At 40.2% G+C, this 12,654-nt stretch carries 14 protein-coding genes and 2 pseudogenes; 8 read left to right on the top strand and 8 right to left on the bottom strand.

Annotation, left to right across the window (positions count from 1 at the left end; translation table 11 throughout):
* Positions 1 to 118: 118 nt before the first annotated feature.
* Positions 119 to 838, bottom strand: coding sequence for a response regulator transcription factor (locus V7K42_RS14090; RefSeq protein ID WP_334917154.1), 720 nt, complete (start codon positions 836 to 838; stop codon positions 119 to 121).
* A gap of 1,146 nt (positions 839 to 1,984) precedes the next feature.
* On the opposite strand from V7K42_RS14090, the pseudogene V7K42_RS14095 reads away from it, so the two are divergent.
* Positions 1,985 to 2,431, top strand: a pseudogene (locus V7K42_RS14095) (rhodanese-like domain-containing protein); the annotation flags it as partial.
* Positions 2,432 to 2,950: 519 nt separating this feature from the next.
* On the opposite strand, the gene V7K42_RS14100 reads toward V7K42_RS14095, so the two are convergent.
* From V7K42_RS14100 to trpB, 6 genes are all read right to left on the bottom strand, one after another.
* A complete protein-coding gene (locus V7K42_RS14100) occupies positions 2,951 to 3,580 on the bottom strand; it encodes a ribonuclease H-like domain-containing protein (RefSeq protein WP_334917108.1) in 630 nt (209 codons plus the stop codon).
* An 89-nt stretch (positions 3,581 to 3,669) separates the two neighbouring features.
* Positions 3,670 to 4,218, bottom strand: a complete 549-nt coding sequence (locus tag V7K42_RS14105; protein ID WP_334917110.1) for a CAP domain-containing protein — start codon at positions 4,216 to 4,218, stop codon at positions 3,670 to 3,672.
* A gap of 346 nt (positions 4,219 to 4,564) precedes the next feature.
* Positions 4,565 to 5,092, bottom strand: coding sequence for a CAP domain-containing protein (locus V7K42_RS14110; protein ID WP_334917112.1), 528 nt, complete (start codon positions 5,090 to 5,092; stop codon positions 4,565 to 4,567).
* Between the two features lie 231 nt (positions 5,093 to 5,323).
* Complete coding sequence (locus V7K42_RS14115) at positions 5,324 to 5,608, bottom strand: hypothetical protein (protein WP_334917114.1); 285 nt, start codon at positions 5,606 to 5,608, stop codon at positions 5,324 to 5,326.
* Positions 5,609 to 5,696: 88 nt separating this feature from the next.
* On the bottom strand, positions 5,697 to 6,845 hold the full coding sequence (locus V7K42_RS14120) for a class I SAM-dependent methyltransferase (protein ID WP_334917116.1): 1,149 nt from the start codon (positions 6,843 to 6,845) through the stop codon (positions 5,697 to 5,699).
* A gap of 34 nt (positions 6,846 to 6,879) precedes the next feature.
* On the bottom strand, positions 6,880 to 8,109 hold the full coding sequence (gene trpB / locus V7K42_RS14125; RefSeq protein WP_334917118.1) for a tryptophan synthase subunit beta: 1,230 nt from the start codon (positions 8,107 to 8,109) through the stop codon (positions 6,880 to 6,882).
* A 222-nt stretch (positions 8,110 to 8,331) separates the two neighbouring features.
* On the opposite strand from trpB, the gene V7K42_RS14130 reads away from it, so the two are divergent.
* The 7 genes and pseudogenes from V7K42_RS14130 to V7K42_RS14160 all read left to right on the top strand — a co-directional run bounded on the left by V7K42_RS14130 (position 8,332) and on the right by V7K42_RS14160 (position 12,342).
* The gene (locus V7K42_RS14130; protein WP_012410518.1) at positions 8,332 to 8,679 is read left to right on the top strand and encodes a translation initiation factor; all 348 of its coding nucleotides are present in this window, start codon (positions 8,332 to 8,334) and stop codon (positions 8,677 to 8,679) included.
* Positions 8,680 to 8,820: 141 nt separating this feature from the next.
* On the top strand, positions 8,821 to 8,979 hold the full coding sequence (locus V7K42_RS14135) for a YqaE/Pmp3 family membrane protein (RefSeq protein ID WP_334917120.1): 159 nt from the start codon (positions 8,821 to 8,823) through the stop codon (positions 8,977 to 8,979).
* Between the two features lie 535 nt (positions 8,980 to 9,514).
* Positions 9,515 to 9,706 (top strand): annotated as a pseudogene (locus V7K42_RS14140) (sugar dehydrogenase); the annotation flags it as partial.
* Positions 9,707 to 9,800: 94 nt separating this feature from the next.
* Positions 9,801 to 11,204: a glycoside hydrolase 100 family protein gene (locus tag V7K42_RS14145; RefSeq protein ID WP_334917122.1), complete on the top strand. Its 1,404-nt coding sequence runs from the start codon at positions 9,801 to 9,803 to the stop codon at positions 11,202 to 11,204.
* Between the two features lie 254 nt (positions 11,205 to 11,458).
* Positions 11,459 to 11,761 carry a hypothetical protein gene (locus tag V7K42_RS14150; RefSeq protein ID WP_094328685.1) on the top strand — a complete coding sequence of 101 codons (303 nt, stop codon included), beginning with the start codon at positions 11,459 to 11,461 and terminating at the stop codon, positions 11,759 to 11,761.
* 103 nt (positions 11,762 to 11,864) lie between these two features.
* Entirely contained in the window at positions 11,865 to 12,065 is a 201-nt protein-coding gene (locus V7K42_RS14155) for a hypothetical protein (protein WP_334917124.1), read from the top strand.
* Positions 12,046 to 12,342: a hypothetical protein gene (locus V7K42_RS14160; protein WP_334917126.1), complete on the top strand. Its 297-nt coding sequence runs from the start codon at positions 12,046 to 12,048 to the stop codon at positions 12,340 to 12,342. The genes V7K42_RS14155 and V7K42_RS14160 overlap by 20 nt, the downstream gene beginning before the upstream one ends.
* 57 nt (positions 12,343 to 12,399) lie before the next feature.
* Here the strand turns inward: V7K42_RS14160 and V7K42_RS14165 are convergent, their stop codons facing one another.
* Positions 12,400 to 12,582, bottom strand: a complete 183-nt coding sequence (locus V7K42_RS14165) for a hypothetical protein (protein ID WP_094328683.1) — start codon at positions 12,580 to 12,582, stop codon at positions 12,400 to 12,402.
* Between the last annotated feature and the right edge of the window lie 72 nt (positions 12,583 to 12,654).

Below are 12,654 nucleotides of genomic sequence, written 5' to 3' on the forward strand. Positions count from 1 at the left end.
AAATACAACTTATCGTAAAGGAATAAATAGCTGTTCCTAATCACCAAACCTGCCTTGGATCTTAATTTTACCAGCCATTTCTGTCTCATTTTATAAACTACCCCTAAAATTGGAAAGCTCAGGAATTAGTATTTTCGTCGGTAGCTTCAAACTTATAACCATAGCCGCGTACAGTTTTAATAAACTCTGGTACGCTAGGATCGACTTCCATCTTCTTGCGAAGCTGACCAATATGCACATCAACCACCCGGCCATCTCCTATGTAGTCGCAACCCCAGATTTTTTGGATTAACTGTGGGCGACTCCAAGCTTGATTAGGATGACTTGCCAAAAAATGTAAGATATTAAATTCTAGCGCTGTTAAAGCCAGAGGCTTATCGTTAAGTGTTACCTCCCGACCCTCTGGATTAATTACTAGATGCTTAAAAATAATTCGTTGTGTTGGTGAAGGGTTGATGTAGCGTATCCGCCTCAAAAGAGCTTCTACTCTCACTTCTATTTCTGCAAGACTAAACGGTTTAGTCATGAAATCATCAGCCCCTGCACTCAAGATTTTAATTTTATCAGCCTCATCAGTTCTACTAGTCAGTATCAGTACTAAAACATTAGTACGACTCTGCATTTCTTGGCAGAGGCTATAACCGTTAGCATCCGGCAAATTCCAATCCAGAATTACTAAAGCTGGGTTGAATTGTTCAAACATTGATAAGGCAGTTTTACCATCAGCTGCCGCCTCTATTTGATATTTTCGACTCAAATAACGATGAACGAGATTTCTCACACCGAAATCGTCATCAACAATCATAATTTTGGGAGTAGTCGCGGTAATCATAACCATAATGCTGCCTATTGTAGATTGGGCGATTCGCTGTTGCGCCAGTTTTGCTTTACGTGTTTCTGTTGAGAGTGGATTCACGCGCGTCTCTGCTGAGTCCGATCGCTACTGTAGTACTTGTGTACAATTAATTTTCGATGAAGTTTATGAAAAGTTCAGCTAGTGGAATGCCGATAAAATGTATAGTTTGTGTATGATTTGTGTATAATTTTGATTCTTTTAATGTATATTTTTTGACTTTTATACTTAAGAGTAAGTGTAATTGAAGAGCATTTCTCCAACCACAAATATTTTAGACAGAAGCCAGATACTACAGCAGTTGATACAAATCTGGAAAAACAACGCATTCCCTGACTAATTAGTTCTTCACAAAGGCTTACAAACCTAGCCACAAGCCAATCTAGATTTTCAATTCTACCTACTCAAGCGGACTTTAAGCAATGGGTATCTCCTTCTGAACAGGGACTACGAAAATTTACTCAGCGTGCATCTACATGTAGCTACCCTTCTAAGCATACACTATACTACAAGTTTCAGCCTGAGACTATTACAAGCCAAGGACTGAGAGCATCATCAGAAGGTATAAGAGCAGCAAAAACAGCTTTAACAGATAAAAATTGGAGTCAGCATAAATTAGCAATAGCTTTAGGTCTTACACGTCAACCAGGTTCCAAATTTTTTGCAGGTGAATCGGTTTCCCGCTCTTGTTTGGTACAAATTTGCCAACAGTTAGGGTTATTTTGATAAAAGGTTACTGGCTTGGCTTAACTGAAATAGTACGGCAAGAAATTGAAGAGACATTATTGTAAACGATTGCAGATATAAAAAAGGTACGTAATTCCTAGAAAAATGGCTGAATATTTTTGATTAATTAGGTAGAAAATTTAATCACTTTACATATCTTTATAATGTGTTTCAATAATTAAATATCAAAAATGTAACTTCAAAATATATTTAATCAAGTTAAGAAAAAATCTTTTTCCTATATACTATATATTGTCTATATTGGCAATGGATTAAATGGGAGAAAATATTTGAATTATCCAGTCTATCTAAAGAAATAGTTTGAGGATATTCATCCCAGAGAAAGAGCAATTAAATATGTTGAGTCCGTTAGATTGCTTTTAATATCGTCAACAAGAAAAAGTTATGGTAAACAATTTAGTCGGCGGCATCATTCCTCCACAACAACCAATAGAAGCACAATCTGATGCTCATGTCCTGAAGTCTCGTCTAGAATGGGGCGAACCAGCTTTTACAATCCTAGATGTGCGCGATCGCAACACCTTCAACCAAGGTCACATTATGGGAGCAATGCCCATGCCAATAGATGAATTGGTAGAGCGTGCAGTACCTTCTTTGGATCAAAGTCGTGATATCTACGTTTACGGTGCTAACGAAGAAGAAACTGCCCAAGCCGCACAGCAACTTCGTTCTAATGGATTTCAGCATGTCTCCCAACTCAAAGGTGGTCTTGAGGCATGGAAATCGATCGGTGGCCCAACAGAAGGTATTGTTGAATCAAAAACTCCCGCAGGTGCAGATGACTACAACGTTGTAGATCGGCTAAAAAATCACCAAGAGAATCTGCAAAAGGGAGGCACTAGCACCACAGAAGCCATTAAAAAAGGAGCTAGTAACCTCAAAGAAGGTATTCAAGAGGGAGCTAGTAACCTTAAAGAAAGCATTCAAGAGGGAGCTAGTAACGTCAAAGAAGGCATTAAAGAATCTAAAAATTCCACAGACAGAGATGATTCCAATGTTGGCTCTTAGACCAACAAGAACTTAGAAAATTATGCTGAGTAGGGAATCTCACTTCTTTACTCAGCACTGGGAACGAGATAACCGTGGCCTACCGCCAACACAAAAGAGCAACTATTTTATTTTGCTCAATGTCGATTCAGAGCAGCCGCATCATGTCAATAAGACTAATGTATTCTCAATAGGTTTAAAATAATCTCATTAATTCTTGCTTATTGACAAAAATTTTAGCGATCGCTTTGAGCCTTGGAAAATAAATCAAGCCAGAAACAGTTATTTTTTCGTTGGGTCTTAATCTTGCTCGCGATCAAAGAGTACCTTAGATGCGTTTGCTCTGAATGCCCATTTAATCGATCAATGTTCAAACAAATCTTTAAATTGCAATAAATCCAAAGAAACTATTGTTGGCAGAAATTTAAAACATTCTTGAGCAATTTCCCAACGTTCCTCTCGTTTGAGCATTTCTGTTAATTTATGTTGCACGCTAAGTAAATAGCGCACATCATTGGCAGCATAACTCAGTTGAGCTTCAGATAAGTTAGTGGCATTACCCCAATCAGAACTTTGAGAGCTTTTATCGAGTTCCACTTTTTCTAACTCTTGCACTACATCTTTAAGTCCGTGGCGATTTGTGTAAGTACGGGCTAACTTACTGGCAATTTTGGTGCAAAAAGCAGGGTTAACCTGAATTCCTAAATTAGCTCGCAAAGTCGCAAGGTCAAAACGCGCAAAGTGAAATACTTTTACGACATTCGCCGCTTCCAAGAGTTTTTTTAAGTTTGGGGCGTTGTCTTGTCCTTTGGCTATACGAATTGCAGTGACTTTCCCTTCTAGGTTGCACAGTTGGACGAGACACAAGCGATCGCGCTGCGGTAATAATCCCATCGTTTCTGTATCAACAGCGATCGCTGTTGATTCTAAATACTGTCCAAGGGCTGCGTCACTGAGATCGCGATCGCTCACCTGAAAATCTTGTAATGTCATGAATTGTTCAAAAATAATAGCAGTGTCTAGCAAATAAAAGTCTTGTCAGACACTACATTATCATTGTCCAAAAAAATCAGAAATTAAATCTACCTAGTGCGAAAAAATATTTGTGTCAGGTAGACTTCGCCTTGATTATTAGTAGCAACGCCAATTCCCGTGAGGTTGTAATTGCCTTTAAGATTCTTTAGATGTCCAGGACTATTGATCCAACCAGTCACAGCTTCCTCCACAGGGTTGCTATATCCTCGGTTGAAAGCAACATTTTCCGCCGCACTGTTGTAGCGAAGAGGGACAGCTTTAACTCGCTTTTCAAATCCCTGATGGCTAAATGGGGTTTTACCCTTAGCCATATTTTGACTATGAATTCTTGCCTGTCGAGTAATATTTGCATTGAGGGTCAACTTTGGCAGTCCTTTAGAAGCCCGATATCGATTAATTTGCTCAAAAACTGATTTTTCTAACTCAGTAGTTTTAAAAGTAGGAGTCGATATTGCAACCTGACTGGAAAAGAGCGACAACAGCTTATTACGGGTGGATGTATTCGTAGAAGGATAATTTGGTATCGGAACAGTCGTTAATCCACTAGCAAAGACAAGCGCACTTAAAGCGATGCCAAAAGCAGTTTGTCGGAACATGGAGAATTGCGTTATGTGTAGAGATATAAGACTTCTACTCTAACTTATTGTTCCGACGATATATACCACGATACTATTAAGGGTTGATGAATTTTGGCAATTTGGCTACATCCCTTACGGGAAGTACAAATAATCATTTCCAATTGTCAATATTTCAATAGATAGACTTCATAGAATCACGGTTATTTTTGCTGAGAATTTAAGATTTTCATGAATTACAAAAAAATCATGTAGTATTCAACAGAAAAGTGTCACGGAAATTACATTTTTCCACATCTAACAAAAGCTTTGTCAACAGACTGAAGTTTGAGGAATTTCAGAAAAAATCTAAATTTCGCTAAACCTATCAGCGAAGGAAAATTTGTGTGAAGTAAACTTTGCCTGTACTGGTAGCAGCAACACCAATCCCCGTCTGGTCATAATTGCCTTTAATATTGGCTAAATGTCCTGGACTTTTGAGCCAGCCTTGAACAGCGATCGTGGCAGGATCGCTATATCCTTGGTTATAAGCGACATTTTCACCAGCTGCTCTGTAAGAAATACCAATTGCTTGAACACGATCTGAAAATCCTGTATGTCCAAAGGGAACTTTCCCATTAGCCATATCCTGACTGTGAATCCTAGCTTGATTATCGATCGCAGCATTACGAGTCAGCGCTGGTAGCCCTTGGGAAGTTCTGTAGTTATTAATTTGGATGAAAACCGACTGTTCTAGAGCAGCAGTGTTGATACTAGATGCTGCCATTTTGAAAGTATCCCTTGATACGTTTGATAACACTGGTGGAAAATTTTGATTTTTCACAGGAGTAGCGATCGCTCCACCACTGAGAACAATAGTACCTAAAATAACAGTGGAGATTGTTGTTTTAATCATTTGCTGAAAGTAAAGTTCCAGACAATCTAACCAAAGTAGTGTCAATCTGACAAATTGGTTATAGGTCTATATACTTCTCTTTATGCCAGTTTTATGTGCAAAAACTGTCAGCAAACGTTTAAATTCACAGTCTTACAAAAAGATTGTGCTGTTTATAAAAAAATTTCCTCTACCATTAGTATGATTGTTTCATATAAATAGCATAATTTTTTCACTAAAACCTTTGTGCAACTAGCTTTGATTAAGAGGTTCTAATTCCTGCACCACGCGCAACACCCGTGCAATATATTCCGCACGCCACTGTTCCCGCTCCTTAATTATCTTGGCATCCGGCTGGTAAGCTTCAATCTCAGTAGGCGATAAAACATCTTTAACCTCTAGCAACCGTTCAATGGTGTCTAGCCGCTCATGCAGCACGGACACCTCACCAGTCAAAGCCATAACGATCGCTAACAATTTATCCGTTTGCGGATTTTCTAAGTAAACAGGTCGTTTACCCTTGGCTGTTTTTACCATATACCAATTCTCCAAAAATAAGACTACACACAAAACAGGGAAACCCAGATAAAATCTGACTTTCTCAATTACAAATTACGAATTGTATTTACTTCGTTGCCGCGACTACAAACCAACTGCCTTGGCTACCTGAGTTGCCATCATTATTGACTTTTGGTTTCCATGCCCCATTAGGGACAAACTTCTCGAATGTCTTATCTGCGGCAAAACCCGCTTCAGTCGCTAGCGTCACCAAATCCAGATCGCGTACAGCACTCCAGAATGGTTCGTTGTTATTAGCGGTTTCCCAATCAAAAATGAACTGTGTATACACATCCATGTGACGATACAAGGGTGCTTCCAGATGGAGCATCATGCCGCCAGGAGCCAGTAGACGATAAGATTCTTGCATAACTTTACGGACGGCTGGTGGGGGAATTTCATGCAGCAAAATGTGAGAAACTACTAAGTCAAATGATTCATCTGGGAAGTTAGTATGCTCGGCATTTTGTTGCGAGAAGTGTACCCCTTTGCCCAAGGCTTCGGCTCTTGCATGAGCATAACGCAACATGGGTGCGCCTACATCTATGGCATGAATTTCTGCATTTGGGTAAGCATCTACGTAGGGTAATGTGCTATTACCAATAGAACATCCCATATCGAGAATTTTTCTCGGTCGAAAGTCGGGATACTCTGGTAGAAGGTAGTTTTGGACTATAGATAGCCCCATATCATTATTAAGCGGCCCCAACCAACCCAGACCATAAACGTAAACGCCGCGATCGTAAGTTGCGCCAGCAGCTAGATCGTCAGCAGTAAATTCACCGTGATATCCTCCGGGCATACAGTGAATATCTACAGCCTTTTGATGATTAGGTATTTGAAAATTTGGGTCGAGGGTTAAAGTACCCAGTTCACCAACCCGATCTTTGGCACGCTCAATCAACTCTGGCAGTTGTCTGTCAACACTAGTATTTACAGCATCCCATAATATTTCCTGGTTGATGCGCTTGAGGGCACTAGTCCATCGGTAGTAGGGTTCATGCTGCATTGCTTCCCGAATTTCATGACGATTTTGGGGAGGACGCTGATGTTTTTGTTCAAACTTCGGCTTGGCTAGTTTTTCATAAACTACCTTATTTCCAGGAGAAATATTCTTGAAAATGTGCATTTTCAGACTTTGCATGAAGTTTTGGCGTGCCAACTCATCGTGAGTGGGTTGCGGTAGCATAGCGTGCTGGAATTGTTGCGCCATCATTGCTTCCTCCCAAATGTTTTACGTAAATTTACGATTAATCTAATAACTTAGCTACCGTTTGGACATCTTTATCACCGCGTCCAGAACAGTTGATTACAATTCGGGGACTACCGCTTAGTTGAGGACATAGGGTTTCGAGATAGGCGATCGCATGGGCTGTTTCCAATGCCGGGATAATCCCTTCCAATTTCGATAATCTCTGGAATGCTGCTAAAGCTTCTGCATCCGTCACACTATAGTATTCAGCGCGACCAATGTCTTTCAAATAGCTATGTTCTGGCCCCACACCCGGATAATCTAACCCCGCACTAATTGAGTGGGCCTCAATGATTTGCCCATCTTCATCTTGTAATAGATAACTCATTGCTCCGTGCAACACACCAACTCGTCCTTTTGTCAAGGTCGCTGCGTGTTTTTCGGTATTAACACCTTCTCCGGCGGCCTCAATCCCAATGAACCGGATAGAAGGCTCATTAATAAACTCATAGAATAGTCCCATCGCATTGGAACCACCACCTACACAAGCCAAGAGAATATCAGGAAGTGCGCCCCACTTTTCCATTGCTTGGGCGCGAGTTTCTTGACCAATTACTGCATGGAAATCACGTACCATCATCGGGTAAGGATGGGGCCCTGCTACTGAACCCAGGATGTAGTGAGTTGTTTCCACATTTGTTACCCAATCGCGGATTGCTTCAGAAGTGGCATCTTTCAGGGTTCCCGTTCCCGCTTCCACCGGACGCACTTCTGCCCCCATCAACCGCATTCTAAACACATTTAAAGATTGGCGTTCCATATCATGAACGCCCATATAAATTACGCATTCCAGCCCAAAACGAGCGCAAACAGTGGCTGTAGCAACTCCATGTTGTCCAGCACCCGTTTCGGCAATAATCCGTTGCTTACCCATGCGTTTCGCCAACAATACCTGACCAAGGGCATTATTGATTTTGTGAGCACCAGTATGATTTAAATCTTCGCGCTTTAAATAAATTTGTGGCCCGGTGCGATCGGGTCGGGCATAATGAGTAGTCAGGCGTTCAGCGAAATACAATGGTGTTGCACGTCCTACATAATCCCGTAACAACTGCTGTAATTCTGCTTGAAAACAAGGGTCATTGCGGTATTGCTGATAAGCTGTTTCTAATTCAGCAAGCGCAGGCATCAGCGTTTCAGGTACATACTTACCGCCGAAGCGTCCAAAGCGACCTAGCGCATCGGGAACCTGAACAGTTGAACTTGGAGAGAGGGGAGTGGTAGTCACGGGCTGTTTTCGATGACGGGAATGACTTAATTATTATAGAAAAGTCTGGAGCATATCTGGAGTATACCTGGGGTATATCTAAGGACTGGGGACTGGGGACTGGGGACAAATTCCCAACTCGTCGCAATGGATCTGTGATGTTAGCCTAGAAATTGATATTCCAGCAGAATGGTTGCGTAGAAGTTTCCACTGTCTTTGAAATTTTTCTTAACAAACATTATTATGTCTTCTTCCAATTCTAAATCTTCTGACAAAAGCTTTGTTTACCGCGAATTTGGCAATGACAATTCTGCCGCTACAGAAAGACCAATTCCAGAACTACCTCCCCAACAACAAAATCTTAAAGTACAAGCTTCTCGCAAAGGACGCAAAGGCAAAACTGTCACAGTGATTAGCGGTTTTCAAGCTAAACCGGAAACTTTGGCAGATTTGGTGAAGCAGTTGAAAACCCAGTGTGGGACAGGTGGAACACTTAAAGATAACGAAATTGAAATTCAGGGCGAACACAAGCAGAAAATTGTTGAGATTTTGACCAAACTAGGTTATAAAGCCAAAATTAGCGGTGGCTAATCTTGAGTGCGGTTTACCGCATCTTAAACGTGACCTCGATTGAGAGAGAGAATGTTATCTTTGAAAAGTACAAATATGCTTGAACAGTGGTGAATAACTTCCTCAACAAGCTATTTTAGTTGAGATTAATAGGAGGTTTAAATGGATTTAGTTCGGATTTTGTGTGCCATTTTCGTACCGCCTTTGGGAGTCTTTTTACAAGTAGGCTTTGGTATGGACTTTTGGATTAATATTGTTTTGACACTTTTCGGTTACATTCCTGGAATTATTCATGCAGTGTGGATAATTGTTAGGAAATAATTTTTTGTAGCGGTAGGTTGGGTGTGATTGGTGTTGACTTAACGCGAAATGGGCGGTTAGAAACCGCGTCTACACAAAAAAATCCACATCTGTGGGTTAAAAAGCTTTAATTTCGTGTAAGTCTGCCTAGGCGGACTTTGCCTGTATAGCCGCAAATTATATTCGCTGGGGCTTGAGTTGACACCAATGGTTGGGTGTACCAATCTCGACAGAGGCAATTCCTGGATTGCCTCTATAACAAGGCTTATAAGTTTGATATCTGCACTAAGATTTTACTTTCATCCTGTAGAGAAGAAGTAACTATTTTTTTACTGACAATAAAGCTTTTAAAGGGACTATAAATCATGTCTATAAAGTATTAATCTCTATAGCAGTCAATAGCAAATTAGCTCTCATTCTTTGACAAATTCCACTAGATATATTGAAAAGAATAATCTAAAATCCCAAATTGTTTAGCTGAGTTCAAATTCAAGCAAAAGCAGCTTAGAGAGGAAATATGATAAAGTTATAGGGAAAGAACGCTTTAAGTCAGGCGATCGCTATCAGACTCGCTCAACAAGGGTGCAATATCGCCATAAATTACCGCAAAAACCCTGAAGTTGCGGTAGACACAGAAGAAGTGACATTGCAAAAAGCCTGCGTAAATATCAAAAATTGGGGTGTGAAGTCGCTACTGCTTCAGGCAGATGTCTCCCAAAAATCAGACATTGTTGAGATGAATTCTGTATGCTGACTTTTAGAAAACCCGGTCAGCTTGAGATAAGGCTGGCGTACTTTCCACAATTAAGCCGATACATATTATGTAGTGGAATTAAACGCCCATGAATAGCGCGATCGATCCGAACAGTAAACTGGAAGCAGAAGCCTGGGAATTTTTGGAAAAGTCCATAATCTATTACCAGGGAAAACCCATTGGGACTGTAGCTGCCCACGATCCAGAAGTAGATGCACTCAATTATGACCAGTGCTTTCTCCGCGATTTTGTGCCTTCTGCCTTGGTGTTTCTGATGTACGGTAAAGCAGAGATTGTCCGTAACTTCTTAGTAGAAACACTGAAATTACAAAGTCATGAAAAGCAAATGGATTGCTTTGAAGCAGGAGCGGGTTTGATGCCTGCAAGTTTCAAAGTACATTTTAATGGGAATGAGGAATTTTTGGTTGCTGATTTTGGTGAGCAAGCGATCGCTCGTGTTCCCCCAATAGATTCCTGTATGTGGTGGATTCTCTTGCTACGGGCTTATGAAAAGGCTACAGGCGATTTATCTCTAGCGCGTCAGCCAGATTTTCAAGCCGGAATTAAACTAATTTTGGATCTTTGCCTAGTACATCGGTTTTCCATGTACCCAACCATGTTAGTTCCTGATGGCGCGTTTATGATTGACCGTCGGATGGGAGTCTACGAACATCCTCTAGAAATTCAAGCTTTGTTCTACGCATCACTGAGGGCAGCTTGTGAATTGCTTTTATCAGATGGAGACGGCGATATTTACCTTAGCAAAGTCAATAGGCGATTGGGATCTTTGAAATATCATATCCGCAACTATTATTGGCTAGACTTAAAGCGATTGGGGGAAATATATCGTTATAAAGGTAACGAATTTGGAAAAGAAATTGTTAATAAATTCAATATCCACTCAGAATCAATCCCCACTTGGTTAACCGAGTGGTTGCCCGAAACTGGAGGATATTTAGCGGGAAATCTAGGGCCGGGACGGATAGATTTTCGCTTTTTTGCTCTGGGAAATCTAATGGCAATTTTAGCTTCCTTAGCCAGCGACAAAGAATCTGAAAGCATCATGAATTTATTTGCCCAACGTTGGCAAGATTTGATCGGCTATATGCCGATTAAAATTTGCTTTCCTGCATTAGAAGGTTTAGAGTGGAGAATTGTTACAGGATGTGACTCTAAGAACAGCGCTTGGTCTTATCACAACGGTGGTAACTGGCCAGTTTTGCTGTGGTTATTTGCAGCTGCGGCATTGAAAACCGGACGAACAGAACTTGCTCAAGCGGCGATCGCGATCGCCGAAAAGCGTTTATTTAAGGACAAATTCCCGGAATACTACGATGGCAACAATGGTCGTTTAATTGGCAAAGAAGCCAGAATCAATCAAACTTGGAGTATTGCCGGATTACTAGCCGCTAAAAAGTTCGTGGAAAATCCAGATTACTTAGAATTAATTTGTTTTCCAGAGGGTCTTGAAGGCCCAGGCTGTAGCCTGTAGGTACTTAATGCCCTATAAGACTCTACCCCAAAGATAATTTCGCAATGCAATTATTAAGGTGTCTCTGCTAACTATTTCCCCAGTCCCCAATCCCTAGTCCCTTCTTCTCTAATGGTAAAAAGAGAAAATTAACCTCAAATTCTTAAAGACTCGATAACTGATACACTATATTGTAAGAGGTATCTGAAGTGTCATACTTAGTAATATCACCAGATAGTCTTTGCATAATTAACACGTTTTAACGTGTATAACACATGAAAACTACTTCAGATTTAATTCCAGAATTTGAAAAACTATTCAGACAAAAATTACAACTAAATAATTGTAAGCTCAGAAAGAAAAGACAAGAGAATAATTATGAAATTATTACTCCAGCTAAAGACATTTTTTTGATGTATTGGTCTGAATTTCCAGACATTAACTTAATATATCAGGCTGTAGGTGTACGCACACAACAGACTAGTGTTTATGAGCGAGCTATCCGATTGCATATTAGTTCTTGTTTGAGTAGTATCCAGGAGAATCCTACCTCTGAATCACCATTATTGGTGAAATAACTAATACTTAGATAACCTACATAATATTTACTAAGCTCTCGCCAGTTTTGTCATATAACTGACGAGAGCTTCTCATCTAAAATCTATCGATCTAGAGATAATAATGCAATCCGAAAACAATCAAGATCGAGATCGGCTAGATTATAAAACTTTGTTAGCCAATGCAAAACAAGCCTTAAAACTTAAATACCAGAAATCAGCCGCTTTAGCATCCCAATTGCAAGCTATAAAAACTCAGTTAGAGCAAGTTCAGGCTGAGAACAAAACTCTCAGAAAAAGTGCTTATGAAGATGTATGTAGTTAAGCACTTTGAGGCGCGGACTCAAGCAGCAGAAGCACTAGCATTAAAAACAGAAATACATCAAAGATTCCTTGAAGCAGATGGTTGCAAAGATAATGAGAGCTTCGATAGTCTATGGGATAACATTAAAAATAAGATTCAGATCCAAGATGGTGAAGTGAGAATTGTTTCTCCAAATGGTACTCCTAAGTTCACCTTAACGGGCAGTATGATGACTTTGAGGGATTTTATGCAATCCCTCAAAAAAGACCCAATCTCTGAAAAATTCTTCTTGAGCTAGAGAACAAAATTAATAAGAGACCTTCGCTACAATTAGACTAAAAATTGTATCAGAAAGCTATTCATCTTCGTCTCCTGGCGGTCTTTCGCTCTCGCTTTGTTGGGCGTTCCACTCCAAAATAATCCGTTCCAGCATCTCAGACTGCGTACAGTTATTAACATCGGCGTACATTTTAATCAACTGCCTCACTTTTGGACTAATGTGGCGGATCTCTAGTTGGTTACTTTGTAGCATGTTCATTAACTTTTAGTATCTATTACATTATGTTGGACTATTAAACTATGTCTGTTGTAATAAATTTTGTTAATGGCA

The sequence above is a fragment of the Nostoc sp. genome, assembly GCF_036917455.1.
Classification (GTDB): Bacteria; Cyanobacteriota; Cyanobacteriia; order Cyanobacteriales; family Nostocaceae; genus Nostoc.